The organism is Aliiroseovarius sp. B-4 (genome assembly GCF_056857795.1).
Genome location: NZ_JBSXNV010000039.1, coordinates 187,209 through 200,636 on the forward strand (window position 1 = coordinate 187,209; position 13,428 = coordinate 200,636).

The 13,428-nt window shown below is 59.2% G+C and carries 12 protein-coding genes; 1 reads left to right on the forward strand and 11 read right to left on the reverse strand.

From position 1 onward, the window contains the following. Window positions 1–60: 60 nt before the first annotated feature. On the reverse strand, window positions 61–714 hold the full coding sequence (locus AC13C8_RS11855) for a peroxiredoxin (protein WP_091427439.1): 654 nt from the start codon (window positions 712–714) through the stop codon (window positions 61–63). Between the two features lie 190 nt (window positions 715–904). On the opposite strand from AC13C8_RS11855, the gene AC13C8_RS11860 reads away from it, so the two are divergent. Next, a complete protein-coding gene (locus tag AC13C8_RS11860; RefSeq protein WP_482847474.1) occupies window positions 905–2,344 on the forward strand; it encodes an aldehyde dehydrogenase family protein in 1,440 nt (479 codons plus the stop codon). 56 nt (window positions 2,345–2,400) lie between these two features. On the opposite strand, the gene AC13C8_RS11865 is transcribed toward AC13C8_RS11860, so the two are convergent. The 10 genes from AC13C8_RS11865 to AC13C8_RS11910 all read right to left on the reverse strand — a co-directional run bounded on the left by AC13C8_RS11865 (window position 2,401) and on the right by AC13C8_RS11910 (window position 13,378). After that, a complete protein-coding gene (locus tag AC13C8_RS11865) occupies window positions 2,401–2,928 on the reverse strand; it encodes a DUF3833 domain-containing protein (RefSeq protein WP_091427443.1) in 528 nt (175 codons plus the stop codon). Between the two features lie 69 nt (window positions 2,929–2,997). Beyond that, window positions 2,998–4,125 carry a beta-ketoacyl-ACP synthase III gene (locus AC13C8_RS11870; protein ID WP_091427444.1) on the reverse strand — a complete coding sequence of 376 codons (1,128 nt, stop codon included), beginning with the start codon at window positions 4,123–4,125 and terminating at the stop codon, window positions 2,998–3,000. A 79-nt stretch (window positions 4,126–4,204) separates the two neighbouring features. Continuing rightward, window positions 4,205–4,852, reverse strand: coding sequence for an RluA family pseudouridine synthase (locus AC13C8_RS11875; RefSeq protein ID WP_482847476.1), 648 nt, complete (start codon window positions 4,850–4,852; stop codon window positions 4,205–4,207). 38 nt (window positions 4,853–4,890) lie between these two features. Then, window positions 4,891–5,793, reverse strand: a complete 903-nt coding sequence (gene rarD, locus AC13C8_RS11880; protein ID WP_091427447.1) for an EamA family transporter RarD — start codon at window positions 5,791–5,793, stop codon at window positions 4,891–4,893. Between the two features lie 91 nt (window positions 5,794–5,884). Beyond that, window positions 5,885–6,454: a GNAT family N-acetyltransferase gene (locus AC13C8_RS11885; RefSeq protein WP_482847478.1), complete on the reverse strand. Its 570-nt coding sequence runs from the start codon at window positions 6,452–6,454 to the stop codon at window positions 5,885–5,887. Further along, window positions 6,451–8,898: a GcvT family protein gene (locus AC13C8_RS11890; RefSeq protein ID WP_482847479.1), complete on the reverse strand. Its 2,448-nt coding sequence runs from the start codon at window positions 8,896–8,898 to the stop codon at window positions 6,451–6,453. The genes AC13C8_RS11885 and AC13C8_RS11890 overlap by 4 nt, the downstream gene beginning before the upstream one ends. Before the next feature lie 88 nt (window positions 8,899–8,986). Further along, complete coding sequence (locus AC13C8_RS11895; RefSeq protein ID WP_482847480.1) at window positions 8,987–9,949, reverse strand: GlxA family transcriptional regulator; 963 nt, start codon at window positions 9,947–9,949, stop codon at window positions 8,987–8,989. Then, window positions 9,946–12,399 carry a GcvT family protein gene (locus AC13C8_RS11900; RefSeq protein WP_482847482.1) on the reverse strand — a complete coding sequence of 818 codons (2,454 nt, stop codon included), beginning with the start codon at window positions 12,397–12,399 and terminating at the stop codon, window positions 9,946–9,948. Before AC13C8_RS11900 ends, AC13C8_RS11895 begins: the two co-directional genes overlap by 4 nt. 24 nt (window positions 12,400–12,423) lie before the next feature. Beyond that, window positions 12,424–12,795: a GFA family protein gene (locus AC13C8_RS11905; protein WP_482847483.1), complete on the reverse strand. Its 372-nt coding sequence runs from the start codon at window positions 12,793–12,795 to the stop codon at window positions 12,424–12,426. A 10-nt stretch (window positions 12,796–12,805) separates the two neighbouring features. Next, window positions 12,806–13,378, reverse strand: coding sequence for a helix-turn-helix domain-containing protein (locus tag AC13C8_RS11910; RefSeq protein ID WP_482847485.1), 573 nt, complete (start codon window positions 13,376–13,378; stop codon window positions 12,806–12,808). Window positions 13,379–13,428 lie beyond the last annotated feature (50 nt).

The following is a 13,428-nucleotide window of genomic DNA, read 5'->3' on the forward strand; positions in this document are numbered from 1 at the left end:
AAGAACGAAAAAGCCCGCGGCACCGACCGCGGGCTTTTGTTTTGGGCTGACAAGCTGATGTTAGCTGGGGTCAGCCGTGGTGCGCAGATAGGGCAGCTTGAAGTCCACCTTGCCGAACTTCTCTTTTGCCTCGTCGTCGTTCAACGACAGCGCAACAATCACATCCTGCCCTTTGACCCAGTTGGCGGGCGTGGCGATGGGTGTGCCGAAGGTGGCTTGCAGACCATCCAGCGCGCGCAGAACCTCGGCAAAGTTGCGGCCCACGGACATCGGGTAGGTCATGATCAACTGCACCTTCTTGTCCGGCGAAATGATGAACACCGACCGGACGGATGCGGAATCGGCCGCCGTGCGCCCGTCGGGCAGATAGGCATCGGCGGGCAGCATGTCGAACATCTTTGACACGGCCAGATCTTCGTCTGCGATGATCGGAAAACCGGCTTTGGCGCCCGAATAACCTTCGATATCCTCTTTCCAGCTGACGTGTTCGGCGGCGCTGTCCACGGACAGGCCGATCACCTTGGTGCCACGTTTCGCCCATTCATCGGCAAGCTGGGCAACCGCCCCGAACTCCGTCGTGCAAACGGGGGTGTAGTCTTTTGGGTGCGAAAACAGGATGGCCCATTCATCGCCGATCCAGTCGTGGAACGTGATTTTCCCCTGATCCGTTTCCGCGGTGAAATTTGGCACCGTGTCGTTAATGCGAAGTCCCATGTGATCTCTCCCGTCCTGATGTTAGCTTGTCTAAGAGTTACGATCTGTTTCCCATTTTTAAAGACCCTGAACGGAATCAAACGCAACTAAATCGTTGCACGAGGAAAATTTGATCAAATTTTGTTTCCGTGGGTTGCGCCGGACAATTCCCGGTGCCAGAGTGCGGACAAATCCGACCAAGGAGACTGGAATGATCGAGAAACGCGATTTCTATATCAACGGCAAATGGGTTGCGCCCGCAGCGCCCAAGGACCTGAATGTCATCGACCCGTCAACCGAAGACGTTTGCGCGGTCATATCGCTGGGCGATCAAGCGGATACTGATGCCGCCGTTGCTGCTGCCAAGTCGGCCTTTGCCGACTGGGCTTTTTCCAAGAAACAGGATCGGCTGGCCCTGATCGAAACGCTTCTGAAGGTTTATCAGAAACGTTCGGACGATCTGGCCGAGGCGATGAGCATGGAAATGGGCGCGCCCATTGATCTGGCCCGCACCGCGCAGGCTGGATCGGGCACCTGGCACATCCAGAACTTCATCACCGCGTTCAAGGATTTCGAGTTCGACAAGATGCTGGGGGCACATGCGCCGAATGATCGTCTGCTTTATGAACCTATTGGTGTTTGCGCGCTGATCACGCCGTGGAACTGGCCGATGAACCAGGTCTCTCTCAAGGTTGTGGCGGCAATGGCGGCAGGATGCACCATGGTGCTGAAACCGTCGGAAATCGCACCGCTATCTTCGATCGTCTGGAGCGAGATTGTGGACGAAGCCGGCTTCCCCGCCGGGGTCTATAACATGGTGAATGGCGACGGCATGGGCGTTGGCACACAATTGTCCACACACCCCGATGTGGACATGGTCAGCTTCACCGGCTCGACCCGCGCGGGCATCGCGATCTCCAAGGCCGCCGCTGATACATTGAAGCGCGTCAGCCTTGAACTGGGCGGCAAGGGGGCCAACATCATCTTTGACGACGCCGACGAAAAGGCTGTGAAGCGGGGCGTGATGCACATGATGCAAAACACCGGTCAAAGCTGCAATGCGCCGTCGCGGATGCTTGTTCAGCGCGACGTGTATGACCAAGCCGTCGAAACCGCGCGCGAAGCGGCCGAGAAGGTTCAGGTTGGCCCTGCCAGCCAGGAAGGTCGCCATATCGGCCCGGTGGTCAGCGAGGCACAATGGAACAAGATCCAGGATCTTATCCAGATCGGCATCGACGAAGGCGCGCGCCTGATCGCTGGCGGCACGGGACGCCCCGAGGGTCTGAACAAGGGCTATTTTGTAAAGCCGACGATCTTTGCCGATGTGAACAACCAAATGACCATCGCCCGCGAAGAAATCTTTGGCCCGGTGATGGCGATGATCCCTTTCGACACTGAAGAAGAAGCAGTCGAGATTGCCAACGACACCGTCTATGGCCTGACCAACTATGTCCAGACGCAGGACGGCACCCGCGCCAACCGCGTGGCCCGCCACCTGCGCTCGGGTATGGTCGAGATGAACGGCACCTCGCGCGCCGCAGGCTCGCCCTTCGGTGGCTACAAGCAGTCCGGCAACGGGCGCGAGGGTGGCATTCTGGGGATCGAGGATTTCCTTGAGGTGAAGGCTGTGTCCGGCTGGTCGAACGGCTGACGCCCCAAAACCAAACTGCGAAAAGGTCCGCCTGCGCGGGCCTTTTTCACACAAGATCAGAACTTTTCGAACACGATGATCGCTTCGCCTACTGTGACGCCGAATTTCTTCACATAGGCGCGGTTCAAGACGCGATCATCTGACAGAAGCCACATCCAGTCATCGAAATCGACACGCATGGTCTTGCCGTCCCGTCCGGGCAGGTCGATCCGGTATGTCCAGTTGAAGGTGTCTCCGCGCTCCTCGCCATTGGCCTGACCGATGACGCCGGGGGCAGTGCCCGACCACGTGCCGTCCCCCGTCTTGTTCAACGTCCAGATGCGTTGTTCGGTGCTGCCATCGGCATAAGTGAAATCTTCGACCAAGGTCAGGGTCTGCCCATCCCAAGTGCCGTTTATGGCGACCTCAAAGCGTCGCTTCACGTTGCCGAACACATCCTGGAACTGCCCATGGGCGACGGTCTTGCCCTCAAAGAACTCTTCAAGGTTCAGATTTCGAGTGCTGAGCTTGGGATCATCCAGATCAGGTGCTCCTCCGCAACCGATCAAAAGCGTAAAAGCCAAAGCAGAAAGTTTCAGTTTCATGTCGCCCTCAGCGCGTTATTACGTCAAGAGGGTTACGCTGAAAGGTCGGGCTTGGATCACTTTTCACCGTCAGGCGCGGCGCACCACCACCGACCCAACCGAATACCCCGCCCCAAACGAACAGATCACGCCCGTATCCCCCGGCGCCAGATCATCCGAGTATTTCGAGAACGCAATAATCGACCCTGCGGATGAGGTGTTGGCATAGTCTTGCAGGATGTTGGGTTGTTCGCCGTCTTCCGGTGTGCGGCCCAGAACCTTCTTGCCGATGAAATCATTCATGGTCTTGTTGGCCTGATGCAGCCACAGTCGTTTCAGGTCATCGGGCGCGACGCCTATGTCGCCGATATGTTCCAGAATGTGTTTCGAGACGATGGGCAGCACCTCTTTGAACACTTTCCGCCCGTTCTGCATGAACTGCATATCGCGTCGGTCGGGCAGGTCATCCCCTGCCTCGCGTGTGCGGCGCAGGAAACCATTGTTGTTGCGGATGTTGTTGGAAAACTGCGTCAGACAGCGGGTCGACAGGATATCGAAATGGTCGCCTCTGGCGTCCTCTTTCCGTTCGATCAGGGTTGCGGTCGCCACGTCGCCGAAGATGAAATGACAATCGCGATCGCGCCATTCCAGATGGGCCGAGCAGATTTCCGGGTTCACCACCAGCGCCCGTTTGACCGAGCCTGAACGGATCATGTCCGCCGCTGCCTGTATGCCGAACGTGGCCGAGGAACAGGCGACGTTCATATCAAAAGCAAACCCGCCCGCGCCCAGCACCTCTTGGATTTCAATGGCAATCGCGGGATAGGCGCGTTCGTGGTTCGACGCGGCACAGATAATCAGGTCAACTTCGGTCGCGTTGCACCCCGCCTGCGCCAGTGCTTTCTCGCAGGCATCCACGCCCATCTCAGTCATGATGCCCGGTTCATCGTCTGATCGTTCGCGCAGTGTCGGGTGCATGATGTCCGGGTCCAGCACACCGATCTTGTCCATGACATAGCGCTGGTGGATGCCCGAGGCCGAGACAATGAAATCTTCACTGGAATGGTCGATCGGCTGAACCTCACCCGCCGTTATGGCCTCCGCGTTTTCGGTGTTCTGTTTGTCGGCATAAGCGTTAAATGCAGCGACAAGTTCAGCATTGGTGATGGTTTGTGCGGGTGTGAACACCCCGGTGCCAGAAATGACAGGCTGGATCATGTGGGACTCCTCGAAAGTTGGTCCAGTCAATCAGGAAGCACTCTTGGCGACAAGGGGAACTGACTCTGGGTCATGACCTCTAAAAGGGGCACTTTGCCTTGAAGGTCAGCCCTTTCCCCCCATCAGGGTGACGCAGGCGCAGGCTTTCGGCGTGCAACATCAGGCGCGGGGCATTGCGCGCCTGGCCGTCGGCATAGAAGGGGTCGCCCAGAATGGGGTGCCCGATTTCCTTCATGTGCACCCGCAACTGATGACTGCGCCCGGTCTGGGGAAACAGGCGTATACGCGTGGCTTGATCCTCGTATTTAAGAACCTTCCAGTCAGTGATTGCGGGTTTTCCGTTCTCGAAATCGACATGCTGCTTGGGGCGATTGGGCCAATCGACGATCAGGGGCAGATCAACCGTGCCTTCGCGCTCGGACACGCGTTCCCAGACCCGCGCCACATAGACCTTTTTGACCTGCCGCTTTTCAAATTGAAGCCCAAGATGCCGTTGGGCGTGCGAGGTCATGGCGAACACCATGATGCCGGACGTGTCCCGGTCAAGCCGATGCACCAGAAGCGCGTCCGGAAAGACCGCCTGAATGCGGGCGATCAGGCAATCCGCAAGATGCTCCCCCTTGCCCGGCACCGACAATAGTCCTGCGGGTTTGTCGACCAGAAGCAACTCGTGATCCTGGTGGACGATCACAAGCGGATCATCGGGCGGGGTGTATTCATCTGACATGGGCGCCAGATAGCCTGTGTGGCGGACGCGGGCAAGGCTCAGCGGCGGCGACGCATCCCGCGCAGCATTGACGTGGTATAGATTACCAGCGCCAGCCAGATCAGCGGAAACGCGATCCGCTTTGCGCCTTCAAACGGTTCGTCAAAGACAAACACCGCGACCAGAAAGATCATCGTCGGCGCGATGTATTGCAAAATCGCGATGGTCGACAGCCGCAAGAGCTTCGCACCATTGGCATAGAGCATCAGCGGCACAGCCGTCACCACACCGCAACCAAGCAAAAGCGCCGTGTCCAACCCGGTCAACAGGAAATGGCTTTGCCCCCGTGCCGTTAGCCAAGCCACAGCTGCCAGCGCAGGGATCAGAAGGATCAACACCTCAAGCATGAAGCCTTGATTGGGGCCGATGGGCAGGGATTTCTTGCACAGCGCGTAAAACCCCCATGTCAGCATCAGACCAACCGCCACCAAGGGCACCCGCCCCGCATCAAGCGTCAGGATCAGCACTGCAAGGAAGGCCAATGCCACCGCCAGCATCTGTGCACGGTTCATCCGTTCGCCCAGCAGAACCGTGCCAAGAAAGATCGAAAAAAGCGGATTGATATAATAGCCTAATGCGGCCTCTAGTGTCTGTTCATGCGCAATCGCCCAGACGTAAATGCCCCAGTTGAGCGAAATCAGCCCGGCGGTCAGAACCGCCAGAAGCAACATACGCGGATTGGCAATCGCTTCGCGCAAGGCGCGGGTGCGGCCCGTGGCAATCAGGATGACCCCCGCCACCGGCACCGACCAGATCACACGATGCGCGACGACCTCGACCGCCGGCATATGCGCCAGTGCCTTCATGTAAAGCGGCAGGAACCCCCACAGGAAATAGGCCGACATGGCCAGTCCCAGCCCCTGCGGCGTATCCTCGTTCGTCGATCTGGTCACATCCGTCATCTCGCGCTCCTGGTCCGTCGTTTAGGCCAGTAAAGCGGAAAGCGATAGCTCGATTTCTGTGTGCCGCGTCATAAGAAAACGTGATCAATCATCAAGTCTTGCCGGTAACGCCCTGCCGCGCCACCTTGACCCGCATCCACGCGTCGCGTTCCAGAACGAAGCAAAGCCATGGTGCAGGTGTGCCAGCGCCGATCAGATCCAACGCCGCGTCGGCCATCCGGACCGCGCCGAGCTTTGCAGTGGCTCTCTGCGACCGGGGATTGGTCGAATCAATATGAAACCAAACTCGGTCGAACGTCGCGAAAGCATGATTCAGCATCAGCGTCTTCATCTCGAAATTTGTCGCGCCGCCCCGATAGTTGTGGTTCAGAAATGTGAAGCCGATGGCGATATCTTCTGGCGCGTCGGGACCAACATAATACCGCGAGCAGCCGATCAGCGTGCCGCTGGCCTTGTCTGTCACAACACAGGCGCCCCCAGCGCGCAGCAGGAAGTCGAAATAGGGGGCAAAGACCGCGGTCTTGTACCTGTCGCGCGAAGGATGGCCCGCCCAGGTTTCCGCGTCCTTGGCCGCACCAGTCAGCATCGCGCGGTCGCTTTCAAGCATCCCGCGCAAAGCGATTGTTTCGCCTTCCAAACCTGGTTGGTCGTCAAAGCTCATGCGCGCACCCGTTCCGATTTTGGGTCATACATAGGCTTCAATGATGCCTCGGCCTTGACCCGCGTGCCAGCCACGTCGATTTCGTAGCTTGAGGCCAGAACATCCGCGACCGTTTCGCCTTTGCACGGCACATAGCCCATCCCGATGGCCGCTCCAAGGTGGTGCCCGTAGCCACCTGAGCTCAAGTAACCGACAATCTCACCATCACGGATCAACGGTTCGTTGTGATAAAGCAGGTGGTCCGGGTCGGTTAACTTGAACTGAACCAATCGCTGCGACAGGCCCTCGTCTTTCTTGGCCAGCACCGCGTCGCGCCCGATGAAATCCGGCTTGTCGGTCTTGACCGCGAAGCCCAACCCGGCCTCAAGCACATGGTCCTCGCAGGTGATGTCGTGGCCGAAATGGCGGAATGCCTTCTCGATCCGGCAACTGTCCATCATGTGCATCCCGCAAAGCGTCAAGCCCACGTCCTGCCCGGCTTCGAATATCGTCTCGAACGCATGAGCGGCCATGTCGGACGAGATATAGATCTCCCATCCCAGCTCGCCCACGTAAGACACGCGGTGAGCGCGGGCCAGGCCCATGCCCAGCTCAATCTCTTGCGCGGTGCCGAACGGATTTGCATCATTGCTGAAATCCGCCGGGCTGACGCGCTGCAACAGCGCACGGGAATTCGGCCCCATAACGGCCAGCACGCCCTCGCCTGCCGTCACATCGGTGATCATGACGCGGGCTTCGCCGACATGACGGCGCATCCATGTCTCATCCGCCAGACGCGTGCCGGAGGGCGTGACCACCAGATAGGCGGTTTCGGACAAGCGGGTGACGGTCACATCCGCCTCGATCCCCGCGCGGGTGTTCAGGAACTGGGTATAGACAATCTTGTCGACGGGCACGGACATGTCCGCCCCGCAAACGTGATTCAAGAAGCCTTCCGCATCCGGGCCTTCGACACGGATTTTCCCGAAGGACGACATATCATACATGCCCACGTTTTCGCGCACCGCTTTATGTTCGGCGGCGGCGTTGTCGAACCAGTTGGGGCGGCCCCAAGTGTATTCGTATTCGCGGGCCTGATCATCACGGGCAAACCAGTTGGCGCGCTCCCACCCAGCCGTTTCACCCATGACAGCGCCTTGATCCAGCAGGTGCCGGTGAAACGGTGTGCGCCGCACACCACGCGCGGTGGCTTTCTGGCGGAACGGGAAGTGGTCGGCATAAAGCAAACCCAATGTCTCTTTTGACCGCTCATAAAGGTAGTGCTGATTGCCTTGGAACGGCTGCATCCGACTGATGTCGACATCGCCCAGATCGAAGGGTTTTTGCCCATCCTCCATCCACTGTGCCAACGCCATTCCGGCGCCACCCGCCGACTGGATGCCGATCGAATTGAAACCTGCGGCCACCCAGACATTGTCCATCTCGGGTGCCAAGCCAAGGTGATAGGCATCGTCCGGCGTGAAGCTTTCGGGTCCGTTGAAGAAGGTGTGAATGCCTGCCTCGGCCAGCATCGGCATCCGATTGCAGGCAGCTTCCAGGATGGGTTCGAAATGGTCGAAATCCTCGGCAAGCTGGTCAAATTCAAACGTGTCGGGAATACCGTCCATCGCCCAAGGCTTGGCATTCGGTTCAAACGCCCCGAGCAGGATTTTCCCCGCGTCTTCCTTGTAATAGGCGCATTCGTCCGGCACCCGCAGCACGGGCATCTGGGTCAGGCCCGAAATCCCCTCGGTCACGATATAGAAATGCTCGCAGGCGTGCAGCGGCACGTTCACACCGGCCATCTTGCCGACCTCGCGGCCCCACATCCCCGCGCAATTGACGATCATGTCACAGGCGATCGTCCCTTGGTCTGACCCATCGTCAGACACCCAGTTCACGCCCGTCACCTTGCGCCCATCCCGAACAACGCCTGTCACCTTTGTGCGCTCTTTGACCACCGCGCCCCGCTGTCGCGCGCCCTTCACCAAAGCCAATGCGATGTTGGCGGGATCGGCCTGCCCATCGGTGGGCAGCCAGATGCCACCTGCCACACCGTCCAGATTGATGTGCTGATAGCGCTCTTTCACCTCGGCGGGCGACAGTTCTTCACACGGAACACCAAAGGCGCGGGCCATGGCGGCGCTTCTGTAAAGCTCCTCTTTGCGCTCGTCCGTCAGCGCGACCGATACCGAACCACACTGCCGCATCCCGGTCGCAACACCTGTTTCTGCCTCGAGTCCCAGATATAAATCCGCCGAGTATTTGGCGAGCTTGGTCATGTTCGACGACGACCTTAACTGCCCGATCAGGCCCGCCGCATGCCATGTGGTGCCGGACGTCAACTGCTTTCGTTCCAGCAGAACCACATCTTTCCACCCCAGCTTGGTCAGGTGATAGGCAACGGAACATCCGATGACGCCGCCACCGATGATGACGACACGGGCATGATTGGGAAGGCTCATGATCTTTCACTCCATGTGGATCTGGTTCACGGTTGCATAATTGCAGGGACCCGAACCCATACAATCCGTCATATTTGTCGGAAATCTGTCATCCTGCCGGTGCCCGTGTTCGTCTCAACACGGTCGGCGTGATGCCGAAATGCCTTGCGAACATGGATGAGAACCCGTTGGGAAACCCGCAAGCCAGCCCAACTTCGCGCACGCTTATGGAAGTTTTCAGTAACAAAGTGTTGGCCTGGTTCAGGCGTAACTCGCGGTAATAGGCATTGGGTGTGGTTCCGAAATGCTTGCGAAACTGACGCTCCAAAGATCGTTCCGAGATGTTCAAATAGCCCACAAGCTCGGATATCCGCAGCGGCTCTTCCAGATTGGCCTGCATCAGCTCGATACACTGGTCCAGTGAGCGATTGCCGCAGCGCGACAGTTCCTTGCCCCCAAAAGGCTGGAGTGTGGCGGGGGTCCGGATGGTTTCATGCAGGAAGATATCCGCGACCGTCGCCACGGCGGCGGCGCTGATGTGGCCCCCAAGCATCCCCAACACCAGATCATAGGTCGCCCCCATCCCCGCGCTAGTGGTGATCTGCCCATCATCGGCGGCAAGGGCATAAGACCCCATGCCGGGCGTGCCGCGTTCATTCAAGAGCGCGCGATTTTCCCAATGGGTGGTGTGGCTCATCAACTGCTCGCCGGTTTCGGCGATATAACGGCTGGCTGCTTCCGACAGCAGAATGACGCGGGTGCCAGCCCATTGATAAGCCTTGATCTCGCGCCGCAGCGACAGGTCGGGCGCGTCAGGGTCAGAGTTGCCAAGCACGAACACGTAATCCGCCGTTGGCTTGGCCTCGTACGGCGTTGTGTCGATGGTGATGCCCGCGCGGCAGGTGATCGGACCGCCGCGTCTGGACAGCCATCGCCAGCGAAAGGTCTCTCTCGCCGTCACGCGGTTGGCGGTGCGCAACAGCTCTACGGCGGCAGTGAACTCGGTCAGGACAAAACCGTCTGCGACCAGTATATCAACCTGGATGGGTGATTTCGGCGTTTCACCTGTCACGCGCGCAAACGCTTATTGTTCGGGTCCCAAAGCGGTTGATCCGGCTGCACAACGGCATGGCACCGCTCGCCATAGATCTCGACCTCAAGCTCGGTGCCCGGCTCAGCCAGATCGGTCCGCACCATGCCCAGCGCAATCGACGCGTTGACGCGATAGCCCCAGCCGCCGGACGTGGTTTCGCCGACAATCTGACCGTCATGCCAGATGCAGGACATATAAGGCGCGTCCGCATTGCCCGCGTCGACGATCAGGGTGACGAACCGCTTTTTTGATCCGACCTTCGCTTCGGCCTTCAAAGCGACTTTGCCGGGGAAATCCTGCGGCTTGTCCAAGTTCAGGAACCGATCAAGACCAAGCTCCAACAACGAGTAGTCCGTCGACAGATCACCCTTCCAGGCCTTGTATCCCTTTTCGATTCTCAACGCGTCCAGGGCATACATCCCGAAGGGTTTGACACCCTCGGCCAAAAGCGCGACCCAGATTGCGGGCATGGCCTCTGGGGAGGCATGGATTTCCCAGCCAAGTTCCCCTGCAAAAGACACCCGCAAAAGCGCGGCGTCCTGTCCAGCAACGCAGCCTTCGAAGCTGGCGGACAACCACGGCAAATTCAGGTCATGGCCCTCGACCAGCTTGCTTAGGATGTCGCGCGCTTTCGGTCCCGTGACCAACAGGCATTCCACGTCCTTGGTGTGATCTGTCACGGTGATGCCATCCGGCGCCTGCCGCGACAGGATCTCGGCATCGTGCCACTGGGCAACCGCTGCGGTGATCAGCCCGACCTCGTCCGGGCCGTGCACCATGACCGACATTTCCGTCAGGCACCTTCCACGCGCATCAGGGAAATAGGCAAGGCTCACACGCCCTTCTTTCGGAAGGCGGGATGCGGTCAGACCGTCCACGAAATCACGCGCGCCCGGCCCTTCGACCTTCAACCGCGTGAAGCCGGTAATCGGCAACATCCCGCAATGATCGCGCACCGCCTCGCATTCTTCGCGGATGCGTGCCTCCCACGGGCCGGATCGGCCCCATGTGTGCGTGGCCTCAAGCGAAGTGTCGTCGCCGGGTTTGGCAAACCAATTCGCACGCTCCCAGCCGTTGTAGGCCCCAAAGACCGCACCTGCGTCTTGCAGGTGAGGATGCAGGGGCGACAATTTCCTGTCACGCGCGGCGGGCCATTCGTGGCGGGGGAAATGCATGGCGTATTCGTTGCCATAGACCTCCATCCCCTTCTGCACGCAGTAATCATGATCGGTGTAGTCGGTATAGCGGCGTGGATCGCAGGCCCACATATCCCATTCGGTCGCCCCGTCCACGATCCATTCGGCCAGCACCTTGCCCGCCCCGCCGCCTTGGGCGATGCCGAAGGTGAACACGCACGCCTCGAACGCGTTTTTCACGCCGGGCATGGGACCGATCAGGGGAAGTCCGTCAGGCGCATAGGGTATCGGGCCGTTGATCACGCGCGACACGCCCGCTGTGCCCAGCGCAGGGACACGCTCCATTGCATCCGTGACGATATCCTCGATCCGGTCCAGATCGTCGTTCCAAAGCTGAAAGCTGAAGTCGTCGGGCATCGGGTCGTCGTCAGTTGCCCAATGCGCCTTGCAGTTTGGCTCATAGGGTCCAAGGTTGAAGCCGTGCTTTTCCTGCCGCAGGTAATACGAGACATCCACGTCCCGCAGCAGGGGCAGCTTCTTGCCGGTTTCCTTGGTAAAGGTTTCGATCTCGGGGATTTCTTCGGACAGTAGGTATTGATGGCTCATCACAATCATCGGCACCGTGCGCCCGCCATAGGGCTTGAACCATTCGCCCACGCGCTGGGCATAATACCCGGCGGCATTCACCACATAGTCACAGGCGATGTCGCCCTTGGGGGTGTGCACAGTCCATGTGCCATTGTCATGCTGGGTGACACCTTGTGCCGGGCAAAACCGCACGATCCTGGCCCCCATGTCCCGCGCACCTTTGGCCAAGGCCTGCGTCAGCTGCGCCGGGTCAATGTCCCCGTCATGCGGGTCGTAAAGCGCGCCGACAAGGTCATGGGTTTCCAGGAAGGGATAGCGTGCCCTGGTTTCCTCGGGTGTCAGGATCTCGATATCCATGCCCTGATAACGACCCATGCTGGCAGCGCGCTGAAACTCCTGCATCCGCTCTTTCGAATGGGCCAGCCGCAGCGATCCGGTGACGTGATAGTTCATCGGATAGTCAACCTCGTCCCCCAGTCGCGCATAGAGCTCGGTCGAATAGCGCTGCATGTTCATCACCGCCCACGAGGTCGAGAAGGTTGGAACATTCCCTGCCGCGTGCCATGTGGACCCGGCAGTCAACTCGTTCTTTTCCAGCAGAACGCAGTCGCTCCAACCTTTCTTGGCAAGGTGATAAAGCGACGAGGCACCGACGACACCGCCGCCGATGACGACAACGCGGGCTTTCTTCGGGAAATCAGGCATGAAAGTCTCCAACTGTTCGGGTTTCTATGCGCTTTGCGGCACGCCGTCGGTGATGTCGTAATAGTCACCCTTGTCGGCAACAAAGATGTGCTTTTCGAGCGTCAGACCCGTCGGGCCGTCCGCGGCGCCCAGCGAAAAACTGATCGTGTTCTCATCATTGGCTTTCCAGAACAGGAACGATCCGCAGGTCGGGCAACTGCCCCGTTTGGCAGTTTCGCTTGACGTGAACCAGTTGACCTCGCCTTCGATGTGCAGATCGCGTTCGGGCACATAGGCGGATGACCATACGCCACCGGATTGTCTGCGACACTGGCTGCAATGACACATCGACACGCCCTTCGGCGGAGACATGGTCTCAAACCGGATCGCGCCACACAGGCAACTTCCCTTCAGCATTGCACTCTCCTTAATACACCGGCGGGGCAATCACCCAGATTGCGATGGCCGGTTCGTCATAGGGGTTGGCCCATTCATGCAGTTCGTTCCGGATGCGAAAGCTGTCGCCCTGCGCCACGGTGAAACGGCGGCCCCCGATGGTCAGATCAAGTTTGCCGGACACCATGTAACCCAGTTCCTGCGTGGGCCTCAGCGCCGGGGTCTGCATTTTCGAGCGGGGTGTGAAGGTGGAATGCACCACCTCGAATTCATCGGTCAGGTCGGGGGACAACAGTTCCTCGATCAACCCTTCGTCACGCGACCCCATCGGACGGCGCGCACCGGCGCGCACGACGTATCCCTGCTCATCCGCCGGGGCCGAGGCATGGGCAAACAGAAGTGACATCGGCACACCCAGCGACTGCGCCACCGCGCGCAGGTCGGAAATCGACGGATCGGACATGTCCCGCTCTACCTGGCTCAGCCAGCCAACGGACCGATCCAACGCACCGGCCAGATCACTCAGCGTCAGCCCACGCGACTTGCGCAACGCGCGGATATCCGCGCCAAGGCTTCGGGTTGTAACGGGGTCACTGTGCAACATCCTGTCCGCGCCTGCTCCGCCATGAAACTTTACGTGAAATTTTCACGTCT